At 46.7% G+C, this 13116-nt stretch carries 13 protein-coding genes and 1 tRNA gene; all 14 read right to left on the bottom strand.

All coding sequences use genetic code 11. The features are described 5' to 3' along the window. Nucleotides 1-392 (bottom strand): GTP-binding protein (locus KKI13_07175; GenBank protein MBU4488821.1); only part of this gene is annotated, 392 nt, incomplete at its 3' end. Between the two features lie 158 nt (nt 393-550). Continuing rightward, nucleotides 551-1018, bottom strand: coding sequence for a 30S ribosomal protein S7 (gene rpsG, locus KKI13_07170; protein MBU4488820.1), 468 nt, complete (start codon nt 1016-1018; stop codon nt 551-553). A 13-nt stretch (nt 1019-1031) separates the two neighbouring features. Further along, on the bottom strand, nt 1032-1406 hold the full coding sequence (rpsL, locus tag KKI13_07165; protein ID MBU4488819.1) for a 30S ribosomal protein S12: 375 nt from the start codon (nt 1404-1406) through the stop codon (nt 1032-1034). Continuing rightward, nucleotides 1394-5422 carry a DNA-directed RNA polymerase subunit beta' gene (gene rpoC / locus KKI13_07160; GenBank protein MBU4488818.1) on the bottom strand — a complete coding sequence of 1343 codons (4029 nt, stop codon included), beginning with the start codon at nt 5420-5422 and terminating at the stop codon, nt 1394-1396. Before rpoC ends, rpsL begins: the two co-directional genes overlap by 13 nt. Continuing rightward, nucleotides 5415-9149 carry a DNA-directed RNA polymerase subunit beta gene (rpoB, locus tag KKI13_07155; GenBank protein MBU4488817.1) on the bottom strand — a complete coding sequence of 1245 codons (3735 nt, stop codon included), beginning with the start codon at nt 9147-9149 and terminating at the stop codon, nt 5415-5417. The genes rpoC and rpoB overlap by 8 nt, the downstream gene beginning before the upstream one ends. A gap of 155 nt (nt 9150-9304) precedes the next feature. Next, nucleotides 9305-9736: a 50S ribosomal protein L7/L12 gene (gene rplL, locus KKI13_07150; protein MBU4488816.1), complete on the bottom strand. Its 432-nt coding sequence runs from the start codon at nt 9734-9736 to the stop codon at nt 9305-9307. 59 nt (nt 9737-9795) lie between these two features. Then, nucleotides 9796-10338: a 50S ribosomal protein L10 gene (rplJ, locus tag KKI13_07145; protein ID MBU4488815.1), complete on the bottom strand. Its 543-nt coding sequence runs from the start codon at nt 10336-10338 to the stop codon at nt 9796-9798. 17 nt (nt 10339-10355) lie between these two features. Next, the gene (gene rplA, locus KKI13_07140; GenBank protein MBU4488814.1) at nt 10356-11048 is read right to left on the bottom strand and encodes a 50S ribosomal protein L1; all 693 of its coding nucleotides are present in this window, start codon (nt 11046-11048) and stop codon (nt 10356-10358) included. Nucleotides 11049-11069: 21 nt separating this feature from the next. Continuing rightward, on the bottom strand, nt 11070-11501 hold the full coding sequence (gene rplK / locus KKI13_07135; GenBank protein ID MBU4488813.1) for a 50S ribosomal protein L11: 432 nt from the start codon (nt 11499-11501) through the stop codon (nt 11070-11072). Nucleotides 11502-11524: 23 nt separating this feature from the next. Further along, nucleotides 11525-12055 (bottom strand): transcription termination/antitermination protein NusG, encoded by a 531-nt coding sequence (gene nusG, locus KKI13_07130; GenBank protein MBU4488812.1) that lies wholly within the window; start codon nt 12053-12055, stop codon nt 11525-11527. Between the two features lie 14 nt (nt 12056-12069). Continuing rightward, complete coding sequence (gene secE / locus KKI13_07125; protein ID MBU4488811.1) at nt 12070-12258, bottom strand: preprotein translocase subunit SecE; 189 nt, start codon at nt 12256-12258, stop codon at nt 12070-12072. Between the two features lie 417 nt (nt 12259-12675). Beyond that, nucleotides 12676-12752, bottom strand: a tRNA-Trp gene (locus KKI13_07120). A gap of 64 nt (nt 12753-12816) precedes the next feature. Then, nucleotides 12817-12966 carry a 50S ribosomal protein L33 gene (rpmG, locus tag KKI13_07115; protein ID MBU4488810.1) on the bottom strand — a complete coding sequence of 50 codons (150 nt, stop codon included), beginning with the start codon at nt 12964-12966 and terminating at the stop codon, nt 12817-12819. Nucleotides 12967-12986: 20 nt separating this feature from the next. Next, the coding region (tuf, locus tag KKI13_07110) for an elongation factor Tu (GenBank protein ID MBU4488809.1) at nt 12987-13116 on the bottom strand (130 nt) is incomplete at its 5' end.

Raw genomic sequence — 13116 nt, 5'->3', positions numbered from 1 at the left:
GCCTGCCTCCATACGGTTTCGGATTGCGGCTGTACGCCGCCGACAGCGCACAAAACTACAACAGCGCCATCCAGGACTTTTAGAGACCTCTCGACTTCAACGGTAAAATCAACGTGACCGGGCGTATCGATGAGATTTATGCGTTTCCCCTTCCAGAAACAGGTTGTAGCGGCGCTGGTTATGGTAATGCCCCGCTCCTGCTCAAGCTCCATCCAGTCCATGGCAGTAGTGCCATCATCGACATCTCCCAATTTGTAGAGCCTGCCCGTGTGATACAATATGCGCTCTGTGGTAGTAGTCTTGCCCGCATCTATATGCGCGACTACGCCTATATTACGCGTATCTTTTATGACGAACTTTCCTAAGTTTGCTGCAGAATCTTTTGTTTCCATTATCTCCGCTATCACTTTCTACCCCATTATTCTGCTCCGCCCAATTGCTTTCGCGTTGGGCTACGCAGGAATTAGTCCTACGAAGCTCGAACACGATTCTGCTTCGCTAAAGTACTTTCGCCTTTAGCTTCGCAGGAATCGTTTTCGAGCGTAGTAGACTACCATCTGTAATGGCTGAATGCCTTATTGGCCTCTGCCATCTTATGCATATCTTCTCTTTTTTTTATGGCGGCCCCTGTGCCGTTATGCGCATCTAAAAGTTCTTCGGCCAGCTTTTCCTCCATGGGTTTTCCCGCCCTTTGCCTTGCTAAATCCCGTATCCACCTAAATGCGATGGCCATACCCCTCTGTTGAGGCACTTCGATAGGGACCTGGTATGTAGCGCCTCCCACACGGCGCGGCTTGACTTCCACCAGCGGCCTCACATTATTCAATGCCTTTTCAAATATTTCAAGCGGCTTTTTGCCGGTCTTTTCCGCCAATATATCAAGCGCGGAATACACTATACTTTCTGCTTTGGATTTTTTTCCCGCACTCATTACTATGTTTATGAACTTAGTCAAAAGAATGCTGTTATATTTGGGATCAGCTATCGATTCTCTTTTTTCCGCCCTTCTTCTTCTCATCTTCTCTCCATCATTACTGTTTAGGCATCTTTGCGCCGTATTTTGACCTGGATTTCTTCCTATTTGCGACTCCCATAGTATCCAGCGTACCTCTTATAACATGGTACCTTACGCCCGGCAGGTCTTTTACCCTTCCGCCCCTTATCATGACTATAGAATGCTCCTGAAGGTTGTGCCCCTCACCCGGAATATAGGATGTCACTTCCATGCCGTTTACAAGGCGGACTCTCGCGACTTTACGCAGCGCTGAATTGGGTTTTTTCGGCGTCTGAGTCTTAACCTGGAGACAGACACCTCTTTTCTGAGGCGAACCCTGAAGTGCCGGTGATTTTGTCTTATTTTTAAATTGCGTCCTTCCGAATCTTATCAATTGATTTATTGTGGGCATACCTTTTCCTTATCCTTCTTTTCGCCTTCTTTTGATGCTTCCTTGGCCTCAATATTTTTAATTATCTCGATTTTCCTGTGCTCGGAAAAACCTGTCCCCGCAGGAATGAGATGGCCCATAATGACATTCTCTTTAAGGCCTATAAGGTCATCGCGTCTTCCTGAGGCAGCGGCTTCTGTAAGAACCCTTGTGGTCTCCTGAAAACTTGCCGCCGAAATGAAACTCTTTGTTGTAAGGCTGGCCTTGGTTATGCCAAGAAGTACCGGCGATGCCTTTGCCGGCTTGTCTTTCTTCTTCATTACGCGCTCGTTCTCTTCTATAAAATCGAATTTATCAACCTGCTGGCCCAAAAGAAAGTCCGTATCGCCGGGGTCTTCTATTTTTACTTTTCGAAGCATCTGTCGTACTATAGCCTCTATGTGTTTATCGTTAATTTTGACACCCTGCAGCCTGTAAACTTCCTGGACTTCATTGACGAGATATTCCTGCAGCTTCTTATACCCCGATACCCGCAGTATATCCTGCGGGACTACCGGGCCGTCGATCAGCTGTTGGCCGGCATATACCTTATCGCCTTTATAAACGTTGAGGTGCTTTCCGGGAGGTATAAGGTATTCTTTAGCCATCCCGCTCTGGCTTTTTACCACAACCCTGCGCATACCTTTTTTAGATTCCCCAAACTCCACAATGCCGTCTATCTCGCTTATTATTGCCGGGTCTTTTGGTTTTCGCGCCTCAAATAATTCTGCAACCCTCGGTAAACCGCCCGTAATATCTTTGGTCTTTGTAATAACTCTCGGCGTCTTTGCCAAAAGCTGCCCCGCCTTTATCTTTTCTCCGTCTTTGACGATAATGTGAGCGCCAGACGGTATCGGATATATGCCGAGGACTTCCTGCTTTTCATTGACAATTATGATCTGCGGATGATAGTCGCCCTTATGTTCAATGACTACGAGGTTGACTATCTTTGTCGCTTCGTCAACTTCTTCCCGAACAGTAAGCTCTTCCTTAATATCCTCATATTTTACTATTCCGCCTATCTCTGTTAATATTGGCGTGGTGTATGGATCCCACCTGACAAATACCGCGTTCTGTTTAACTGGTTTTCCGTCTTCCACGCTTATAAGCGCGCCTTGCGGAACGGCATGCCTTTCCAGCTCTCTGCCGTCGGTATCGTTAACACTTACTTGACCGTTCCGGTTTACTACTACGAATTTGCCTTTATCTTCCAGCTGGACCGCTTTAATGCCGTGGTATTTTACCGTACCGTCATTCCTGGCCTCTAAGTAAGGCTTTTCAACGCTCAAACTCGCTGTTCCGCCGATATGAAACGTTCTCATCGTAAGCTGCGTTCCGGGCTCTCCTATAGACTGTGCCGCGATTATACCTACAGCTTCACCCAGCTCCACCATCCTTCTGGTAGCAAGGTTACGTCCGTAACATTTTGCGCATACGCCCTGCCTGCACTCGCAAGTAAGAACGCTTCGTATCCTTATCTTTTCTATACCCGAGGATTCTATCTTATCGGCCTTTTCTTCCGTAATCTCTTGGCCGGCTTCTACTATAACCGCATCATTTATGATATCTACTATATTATCAAGCGCCACCCTGCCTATTATTCTTTCTTTAAGGCTTACTACAACCTCATCGCCTTCGATGATGGCGCTTGTCGTTATGCCGTTTACAGTACGACAATCCTCCACTGTAACTATGACATCTTGGGCTACATCTACAAGCCGCCTTGTCAGATAACCGGAGTCGGCTGTCTTTAGTGCTGTGTCAGCCAAACCTTTTCTTGCGCCGTGCGTAGAAATAAAATATTCAAGCACTGTAAGCCCTTCTCTGAAGTTAGCGGTAATAGGGTTTTCTATGATTTCGCCTGACGGTTTAGCCATCAGCCCGCGCATGCCGGCCAACTGCCTGATCTGCTGTTTTGAACCCCTGGCGCCGGAGTCGGCCATCATGAAAATCGGGTTAAAACTATCCAGCTCCTTAAATATGAGCTCTGTCACTTTATCGGTCGCATGCGTCCAGATATCCACAATTTTATTGTATCTTTCGCCGTTAGTTATTAAGCCGTTTCTGTATTGGCTTTCTACACTATCTACTTCCTTCTGAGCTTCTTCTATAAATACCTTCTTTTTGCTCGGAATCTTCAGGTCGTCAATAGCAATAGATATGCCGGCTTTTGTGGCAATCTCAAAACCTATCTGCTTAAGGTCATCCAGAAGTTTTATGGTGGCATCATGGCCCAGCTTATTATAACACTCCGCAATTACCTTGCTTATTTTTGACTTGTTCAGGGATTCATTCACGAAGTCGAGACCCTTAGGAAGGCACTCATTAAATAATACCCTGCCCGGGGTAGTCTCTATGATGTTATTTTCCAGCTTGAGTTTTATTTTGGCGTGCATATCAATTTCGTTATCATTATACGCTATTACGACTTCTTCCTTAGAAGCAAAGACCTTACCCTGGCCTTTTAAACCCTCTTTCTCTTTCGTCAGATAGCAGCATCCTAGGACTATATCCTGGGACGGTACGGCAATCGGCCTACCGTCGCTAGGCGAGAATATATTGTTGATCGACATCAGAAGTATTCGGCATTCCATCTGCGCTTCCAAGGAAAGCGGCACGTGGACCGCCATCTGGTCGCCGTCGAAGTCAGCGTTAAAAGCGGCGCATACTAAAGGATGGATCCTTATTGCCTTACCTTCGATAAGTTTCGGCTGAAACGCTTGTATGCCCAGCCTATGCAATGTGGGGGCCCTATTCAGCATAACTGGATGCTCCTTGATCACCTCGTCAAGGATATCCCACACTTCCAGTTTTTCGCGCTCTACTATTCTTTTAGCGCTCTTTATTGTATGGACAAAACCCTTTTCCTTTAACTTCTTTATTATGAACGGCTCGAATAATTCCAGCGCCATCTTCTTGGGAAGACCGCATTCATGAAGCTTTAGTTCGGGGCCTATAACGATAACGCTTCGGCCGGAATAATCTACTCTCTTGCCTAACAGATTCTGTCTGAATCGGCCCTGCTTGCCCTTCAACATATCGCTTAATGACTTAAGCGGCCTGTTGCCGGGACCGAGGACAGGCCTTCCATGCCTGCCGTTGTCGAAGAGTGCGTCAACGGCTTCTTGAAGCATTCTCTTTTCATTTCTTATAATGACTTCGGGAGCCTTGAGCTCAATAAGCTTTTTTAGCCGGTTATTTCTATTTATTACTCTCCTATAGAGGTCGTTAAGGTCACTTGTAGCGAAACGTCCGCCGTCTAGCGGCACAAGCGGCCTCAGATCAGGCGGTATAACGGGTATCACATCCAATATCATCCATTCCGCTTTATTGCCGGAACGATTAAACGACTCGATTATACGCAGCTGCTTACTTAATTTCTTCTGAGATTGCTCGGTCTTTGCGTCTTTGAGGCCGCGATAAAGTTTCTTCGCCATCTCATTTATATTCACCTCTTTGAGAAGGTCTCGTATCGCCTCGGCGCCCATCTTGGCCTTAAGATTTCCGCCGAACTTCTCTTTATATTCTCTATATCTGTCTTCCGTGAGCATGTCCCTCTTTTTCACCGGCGCATCGCCCGGATCCAATACTATATATTCCTCGTAATAAATAACTCTTTCCAGGTCTCTCAGGCTAAGCTCCAAGAGCGCGCTCATGCGCGATGGGGACGCCTTAAAAAACCAGACGTGCGACACCGGAGCGGCCAGTTCGATGTGCCCCATCCTTTGGCGCCTCACATTTGAACGCGTAACCTCGACGCCGCACCTGTCGCAGATTATGCCCTTATGCTTGATCCTCTTATATTTACCGCAAGAACATTCCCAATCCCTTGTAGGGCCGAATATCTTTTCGCAAAAGAGGCCGTCTTTTTCAGGTTTAAAGGTCCTGTAATTTATGGTCTCCGGTTTTCTGACTTCGCCGTGCGACCACGACTTCATCACCTCCGGAGACGCAATCTTTATCGATATGGAATCGAAAGGATTCTCGAAATTAATCATCTTTTCCGCCCTTTTTGCTCGTTTTCGACGCGCCTTTTTCTTCTTTCTTCTCCATCGTGACGTCAAGTCCTAAACTCTGCAGCTCTTTCACTAAAACGTTGAATGACTCCGGAGTACCGGGCTGGAAGGTATTATCGCCCTTTACTATTGACTCGTATATCCGAGTTCTTCCCATGACATCATCGCTCTTTACCGTAAGGAGTTCCTGCAATGTAAATGCCGCTCCGTATGCCTCAAGAGCCCAGACCTCCATCTCTCCAAAACGCTGTCCGCCGAATTGCGCCTTACCGCCTAATGGCTGCTGCGTTACTAAGGAGTACGGGCCTATGGACCTTGCGTGTATCTTATCATCCACAAGGTGCGCCAGCTTCATCATATATATGTAGCCGACTGTAACCCTTTGATCAAATTGCTCTCCCGTAAGGCCGTCATGAAGTACTTCACGGCCATCCTCGGGTAATCCAGCCTTTTTTAACTCAAGTTTTATTTCGGTTTCACTGGGACCGTCGAAGACAGGGCCTATAGCTCTATATCCTAATGCATGCGCCGCCCACCCCAGATGCGTTTCCAGTATCTGGCCTACATTCATTCGGGATGGCACCCCTAAAGGATTAAGCACTATCTCAAGAGGGGTTCCGTCCGGTAAAAACGGCATATCTTCTTCAGGTAGTATTTTTGCAATAACACCTTTATTACCGTGACGCCCGGCCATTTTGTCACCTACCGATATCTTCCTCTTGCTTGCGATATATACCGATACCTTCTTCACAACGCCCGGGGGAAGCTCATCGCCGCGCTTGATCCTGTCTATCTCGCGCTCCTGCTCAAAACTCAGCTCCTCTATCTGTTCATCCAGGAGCGTCACAACCCGCTTTATATCGTCTTCTAGTTTTTCATTGTCTTCTATCCGCAGGCTCGTTATGTCGCAACGTTCCAGTCGTTTTATGTCGTTCTTTTTGAGAGCTTTATTTTTAGGAATAATGGTTGAGCCTGTCTCTTCGTCTAATAGGCTGGCTGAAAGCTTAACACTGCGCAACATCTTCACAAGCTTAAGGACCTTCTCCTTCTTGAGGTTGCCGATTTGGCTCTCATAGAACTTTGTGATTTCGCTTATCTTCTTTAGCTCTTCGGTCTTTTCCTCTTTGGTTTTATTCTTCGTCTCTTTGCGCGAAAATACTTTAACATCTACTATTATCCCCTCTATGCCGGGCCGCACAGTAAGCGAAGCATCTCTTACGTCTCCGGCCTTTTCGCCAAAAATAGCCCGCAATAATTTTTCTTCCGGAGACAATTCGGTCTCGCTCTTAGGAGTAACTTTACCTACCAGGATATCTCCGGGAATAACCTCCGCGCCTATCCTTATAATACCTTCTTCGTTCAGGTTCGCCAGCATCTCCTCCCCGACATTCGGTATATCGCGGGTAATCTCTTCCACGCCAAGCCTTGTCTCTCTCGCCTCAAGCTCAAATTCCTCTACATGGATCGACGTATAAATATCTTCTTTTAAAAGTTTTTCGCTTATTAATATTGCGTCTTCAAAGTTATAACCACGCCACGGCATAAATGCCACTAAAACATTTTTGCCAAGCGCCAACTGGCCGCCTTTAGTGGACGTACCGTCAGCTATCACATCGCCTTCTTTGACCATGTCGCCCAGCTCTACGATCGGCCTTTGATTTATGCATGTGGATGAATTCGATTTCTCGAATTTTCTTATCCGATATGCGGTACTGCCTATATTGATGTGAGAAGCATCTACTTCCGTTACCTTTCCGCTATTTTGCGCCAAAACTACAGACCCGGAATCCTCGGCTACTCTTTGTTCCATACCAGTTCCGATCAGAGGCGATTCCGTATATAACAGCGGAACTGCCTGACGTTGCATGTTTGAGCCCATGAGAGCCCTGTTGGCGTCGTCATGCTCCAGGAATGGTATCAAGCTTGCTGCTATACTTACGAGCTGTTTGGGAGAGACGTCCATATACTGAACCTCGCTCGCGTCCACTTTTACAAAATCGTCCTTATGGCGGCAGAATACTTTATCATCTACAAACCTGCCGTCTTTGTCCAGTTTTGCATTAGCCTGCGCGATAATGAAATTATCTTCTATATCCGCGGTGAGATATTCAACTTTATCGGTAACCCTTCTCTTTTCAGCCCTTCTGTAAGGCGTCTCAAGAAAACCGTATTCATTCACTCTGGCATAGGCAGATAATGACGCAATAAGCCCGATGTTCGGCCCTTCCGGCGTTTCTATGGGGCACATACGGCCGTAATGTGAATAGTGGACATCTCTGACTTCAAATCCGGCTCTTTCTCTGTTGAGCCCACCCGGCCCTACCGCGCTCAAACGCCTCTTATGGGTTAATTCGGCCAACGGATTTGTCTGGTCCATAAATTGAGATAATTGACTTCTGCCGAAAAAATCTCTTATTGCGCTGGATATAAGCTTAGAGTTTATGAGATTATGCGGCATAACGTTCTCAAGGTCGTATATATTCATCCTCTCGCGGGCCGCGCGCTCTATCCTGGCAAGGCCTATCCTGAACTGATTCTGCAGAAGTTCGCCCACCGCCCTGATGCGCCTGTTGCCCAAATGGTCAATATCGTCCGTTTGGCCGTTTCCATTTTTAATCTGTATAAGTTTTACAAGGGCCTTGACTACTGTCTCGGCCGTTAATACAGTATTGCCAAGCGGCTCGTTCATGCCCAATTTTCTATTGATCATAAATCTGCCGACGCGGCCAAGTTCATACCTCTTTGGATCAAAAAATAACCTGGTCATAAGCGTTTCCGCGTTTGCCATGGTCGGGGGATCACCGGGGCGTAACTTCCTATATATATCTAATGTCGCATCTTCTTTAGTTCTGCAATGATCTTTGTCCAGAGTATTTATCAATTCCGGCATAGGATTGACCAAGACTTTTATCGTCCTTATGCCGGCATTCCAAATCCTGTTAACCGTGTCTTTGGTTATTTTTTCGGTGGCGCGTGCAAATGGTAAGCCGCTTTCGCCTGTCACATCAGCCGCCAGCACTCCGCCGATCACGTTTTCAAACTGGCTCTTCCGGGACGCTTCAATCTTCTCTATCCCGCAGATGGCCTTAAGAATATCCTCATCTTTGGAAAGGCCCAATGTTCTTAAAAAGGTAGTCGCGGCAAATTTTCTTCGCCGATCAATAGTTATATGCATAGCGTCATTTATATCAGTCTCTATCTCAATCCACGCGCCTCTATAGGGTATGATTCTCGCCGCAAACAATTTTTTCCCGTTAGGGTGAATGAAGTCTTCGAACGATATGCCGGGTGAGCGGTGAAGCTGGCTTACTACTACTCTTTCGTCGCCGTTTATGATAAAAGTCCCTGTCGCGGTCATAAGCGGCAGATCCCCCATATAGACTTCCTGCTCCTTAGCATCTTTCGGGGATCGAAGACGTATTTTAACTTTTAAGGGGCTCGCGTAGGTTATGCCGCGTTTCCGGCATTCGCTCAAATTATATTTTGGCGCGCCAAGAGAATAACCCGCATATTCCAACTTGTATTTTCCGTCAAAGCTTTCTATTGGAAATGTCTCTCTGAAGGTGCCTTCAAGTCCAACCAGTTTCCGTTTTGTGCGCGGAACATCCGCCTGCAAAAATTCAGCGTAAGAGGCGGTCTGCATCACAACCATGTTGGGAACTTTGAAATTTTCTTTTATTTTTCCGAAATTTTTTATGGTCTCTTTCATAGCCCTTCCGGGTAATACTTAAGTTGTTTTCATTCGCCTTCGCCGAATTACTCCTCCTTCGCCAAATACTTATCGTGTTTGGCTTCGGAGGATCAAATTCGACCAACAAACTTATGTCGCTTAAGCGCGAAAATACCACTCCATAAGTTTGGGTCTTATTTGAGTTCTACCTTTGCGCCGGCGGCTTCGAGCTTCTTTTTGATTTCCTCGGCTTCTTCTTTGGTAATGCCTTCTTTTACATTCTTGGGCGCGGCTTCGACCAGGTCTTTAGCTTCTTTTAACCCTAAGGTCGTAATGGTACGGATCTCTTTTATGACATTGATCTTATTTGCACCCGCGCCGGCTAGGACTACGGTAAATACCGTCTTTTCCTCAACTGCTGCGCCTGCTGCCGGAGCCTGCCCCATACCGGCCATTGCCATCATGGGTTGTGCCGCAGTTACTCCGAACTTCTCCTCGAGCACCTTAACAAGATTTGCCAATTCAAGCACAGTCATGCCCTCGATGGATGATATGATATCTTCCATCTTCTTGGATATTTGAATATCCGCTTTCTTCGTCTCTACTTCTTTCTTCTCTTCAACCATTGTATTCCTCCTTCACCGAACTGCCCCTGACATTAACATGCCACAGGTATCGTATTTAATTATGCTTCGTTCTTCTTCTTTCCAATAGCGTCTACGACGCCGACTAAATTTTTTAAAAGATTCCGCAAAATACCCACAAAACCCGTCACAGGCGATTTTATGGCTGCGAAGGCCGTGGCTAACAGTACTTCGCGGGACGGCAGAGTTGACATAAACTTAATAGTGTCAAAGAAAATCGTCTCGCCATTTACAAAACCGGCTCTTATTTTCAGGGTCTCGTGGTTTTTGGCAAAATTCACCAATATGCGCGATATCGAAACAGGGTCTCCTTTTGTAAAAAGGACTCCGCATGAACCGCTTACGGATGATTCGATATCTTCCATCTTGATGCTTATGCCGGACTTCTTTACGGCCTGCTTAAGCATCGTATTTTTTGTGACCATATAAGCTGAAGCATCTTTTTTAAGCGACTTTCTGAGATTCTCCATATCACCAACACCGATATTGCTAAAAGTGGTTATAAAAAAATCCGGATAGCTCTTAAAGCGTTCCGTTATCTCTTTAACCATATGCTCTTTACATACTTTTCCGAACTTTTCCATAATGGTTTTTTCTTTTCTTATCCGCGCCAGCCGTTATAATCAAGCCTCAGCCCGGGACCCATGGTCGAAGATACCGACAGGCTCTTTATAAATACGCCCTTTGTCACCGGCGGCTTCGCCCGTTCAACCGCTTCTATCAGCTCTATTCCGTTTTCGACTAACAAGTTTGTCTCAAAGGATAATTTCCCTATCATTGCGTGGATGTTGGACTGCTTATCCATTTTAAATTCTATTTTTCCTTTTTTAACGTCCTGCACGGCCTTTTCTACGTCTTGAGTGACTGTCCCGGCTTTTGGATTCGGCATGAGGCCGCGCGGCCCCAGTATTTTTCCTAACCGGCCCATATCTTTCATCATCTCAGGGGTGGCTATCGCGACATCAAAATCGCACCAGCCTTCACTGACCTTTTTTACAAGGTCGTCCGCGCCTACAAAATCGGCTCCTGCGGCCTTAGCTTTTCTATCGTCTTCGCCTTTGCAGAATACCGCCACTTTTCTTGTTTTGCCGGTACCGTGGGGCAGCGATACAGTACCACGCACGCTCAAGGATGTCTCTTTTACATTGATATTAATTCTGAAAGAGACCTCTACGGTCTGGTCAAATTTTGTTTTCGGTGCTTTTTTTAATACTTCTATCGCCTCGCGCAGCGTGCAAGTCTTCTTAGGATCGACTGATTTTTCGAATTCTTTCTTTCTCTTAGATAATGCCATTGTGTATTAATAACTCCTCTATTATTTGGAATCTACTATATCTATGCCCATGCTGCGGGCGGTTCCTTCCACCATCCTCATGGCCTGCTCAACATCGGTGGTGTTCAAGTCCGGCATCTTTATTTTAGCGATCTCTCTTACCTGATCCTTGGTGACCGATCCCACCTTTTCCTTATGGGGAACGCCGCTTGCCTTTGCGACGCCGCACGCCCTCTTGAGAAGTATGGAAGAAGGCGGGCTCTTTATTATAAAGGTAAATGATCTGTCTTCGTAAGCTGTTATTATTACCGGCAGTTTGAGGCCGTCACGCCCTTGAGTCTTTGCGTTAAACTGTTTGCAAAATTCCATTATGTTTACGCCGTGCTGCCCTAGCGCTGGGCCTACCGGAGGCGCGGGATTTGCGGCTCCCGCAGGACAATATAACTTTATAACTGCTTTTACCTTTTTTGCCATTTTTTATATCCTTAAGATGGGCTTTATACCTTTTCTACCTGCCAATATTCCAACTCTACCGGCGTAGATCTGCCAAAAATAGAAATCGTGACTTTAAGCTTCCCCTTAGTGGGGTTAATCTCTTCTATGGTACCATTAAAATTAGTAAACGGTCCTTCTAGTACCCTTACTCCTTCACCCTTTTCAAATATGATTTTCGGCGTAGGCTTTTCTTTGGCCATTTCAGCCTGTTTTAATATGGCGCTGATCTCGGTTTCTTTTAGCGGCACAGGCCTGCGGCCCGAACCGATAAAACCGCTTACGCCGGGGGTATTTTTGATCAGATACCAGGTATCGTCGGTGAGTTCCATCTCAACGAGGACATAGCCGGGGAAAAATTTTCTGGTAGATATCTTTTTCTTGCCGGCCTTCACTTCCGAAACTTTCTCGGTAGGGACTAAAACCTGCGAGATGAGATCGCTTACAGAACTTGTCTTCGCCCTGCTCTCTATATTCGCCTTAATCTTATCTTCGTACCCTGTTTGCGTATGTACTACGTACCACTGCTTCGCCATTATCCACCGTAAACTTAAATTTTTATTATTATATTCACCATTCGGGCAAACATAATATCGCACAGCCATATGAATATGCCCAAGAGCAACACAGAAGTTATGACCACAATGGAAGATGATCTAAGTTCCGCCCTTGTCGGCCAGGAGACCTTGATTAATTCAACCTTTACTTCTTTTAAGAAATTTGCGACTTTATTTGCCATTTATATTTACCTATCGAATTCCACATTCCTGCTGACTACCTAAATATGGCCCCTCGACGCGTTCGCTTCGCTCACTTGCTCGGGATCATGGTGAGCAAAGTCGCCTCTGGCGACTGCGTCGAACCATGGTCCCTCGGCTTCGCTCGGGATCATGGTGAGCAAAGCCGCCCCTGGCGGCTGCGTCGAACCATGGCAGGCCAGGAGGGATTCGGCGCCCTCGCCTTCGCAGGAGCTTCGGCTCGGGTCGGCCACTCGCTCGCTGGCGGCCGGTCCTTTTCCCGCATACGTCCCTTCGGTCCTCTGCGGGACCCCGCCTACCGCTATCTAAAAGGCGGGGCGGACTTACGGCCTTTTCCTCCCATTAGGTCGGCGCTCGCTCACTTCGAATCTACGAGGCCTGCTATCAATCTAAAAAGCTGGCAGGCCAGGAGGGATTCGAACCCCCAACAGGCGGTTTTGGAGACCGCTGCTCTTCCAGTTGGAGCTACTGGCCTTCCTATTATATTATATATAGGGTGCCGCTTATTCCGCCTAAGGCGGACGCTCCCACCTCAGTGCCTACTTTAATTCCTTATGAAGCGTATGTTTTTTGCAAAACTTGCAATATTTGCTCAGCTCTATCTTATCTTTAGTCTTTTTCTTATTTTTCCAGGAACTGTAATTCCTGTTTTTGCATTCCGAACATGCTATCGTTATTATCTCACGCATTTCTAGCCCTTATGGTTCGACTATGCTATTACTTCCGTTACGACTCCGGCTCCTACCGTATGGCCGCCTTCTCTTATGGCGAAGCGGAGTTCCGTCTCCATGGCGATAGGCGTTATGAGCTCTACTTCAAACTGGACATTGTCTCCGGGC

Source organism: Candidatus Omnitrophota bacterium, from assembly GCA_018894435.1.
Taxonomy (GTDB): Bacteria; Omnitrophota; Gorgyraeia; order JAHIPI01; family JAHIPI01; genus JAHIPI01.
This window is presented reverse-complemented; position numbering and strand designations above follow the sequence as displayed.

Excerpts from the sequence above, each read along its gene's own strand:
- rpoC (MBU4488818.1), bottom strand. The coding sequence starts at position 5,422 with ATGATTAATTTCGAGAATCCTTTCGATTCCATATCGATAAAGATTGCG.
- rplA (MBU4488814.1), bottom strand. The coding sequence starts at position 11,048 with ATGGCATTATCTAAGAGAAAGAAAGAATTCGAAAAATCAGTCGATCCT.
- nusG (MBU4488812.1), bottom strand. The coding sequence starts at position 12,055 with ATGGCGAAGCAGTGGTACGTAGTACATACGCAAACAGGGTACGAAGAT.
- secE (MBU4488811.1), bottom strand. The coding sequence starts at position 12,258 with ATGGCAAATAAAGTCGCAAATTTCTTAAAAGAAGTAAAGGTTGAATTA.
- rpsG (MBU4488820.1), bottom strand. The coding sequence starts at position 1,018 with ATGAGAAGAAGAAGGGCGGAAAAAAGAGAATCGATAGCTGATCCCAAA.
- rplJ (MBU4488815.1), bottom strand. The coding sequence starts at position 10,338 with ATGGAAAAGTTCGGAAAAGTATGTAAAGAGCATATGGTTAAAGAGATA.
- rpsL (MBU4488819.1), bottom strand. The coding sequence starts at position 1,406 with ATGCCCACAATAAATCAATTGATAAGATTCGGAAGGACGCAATTTAAA.
- rplL (MBU4488816.1), bottom strand. The coding sequence starts at position 9,736 with ATGGTTGAAGAGAAGAAAGAAGTAGAGACGAAGAAAGCGGATATTCAA.
- rpoB (MBU4488817.1), bottom strand. The coding sequence starts at position 9,149 with ATGAAAGAGACCATAAAAAATTTCGGAAAAATAAAAGAAAATTTCAAA.
- rplK (MBU4488813.1), bottom strand. The coding sequence starts at position 11,501 with ATGGCAAAAAAGGTAAAAGCAGTTATAAAGTTATATTGTCCTGCGGGA.
- rpmG (MBU4488810.1), bottom strand. The coding sequence starts at position 12,966 with ATGCGTGAGATAATAACGATAGCATGTTCGGAATGCAAAAACAGGAAT.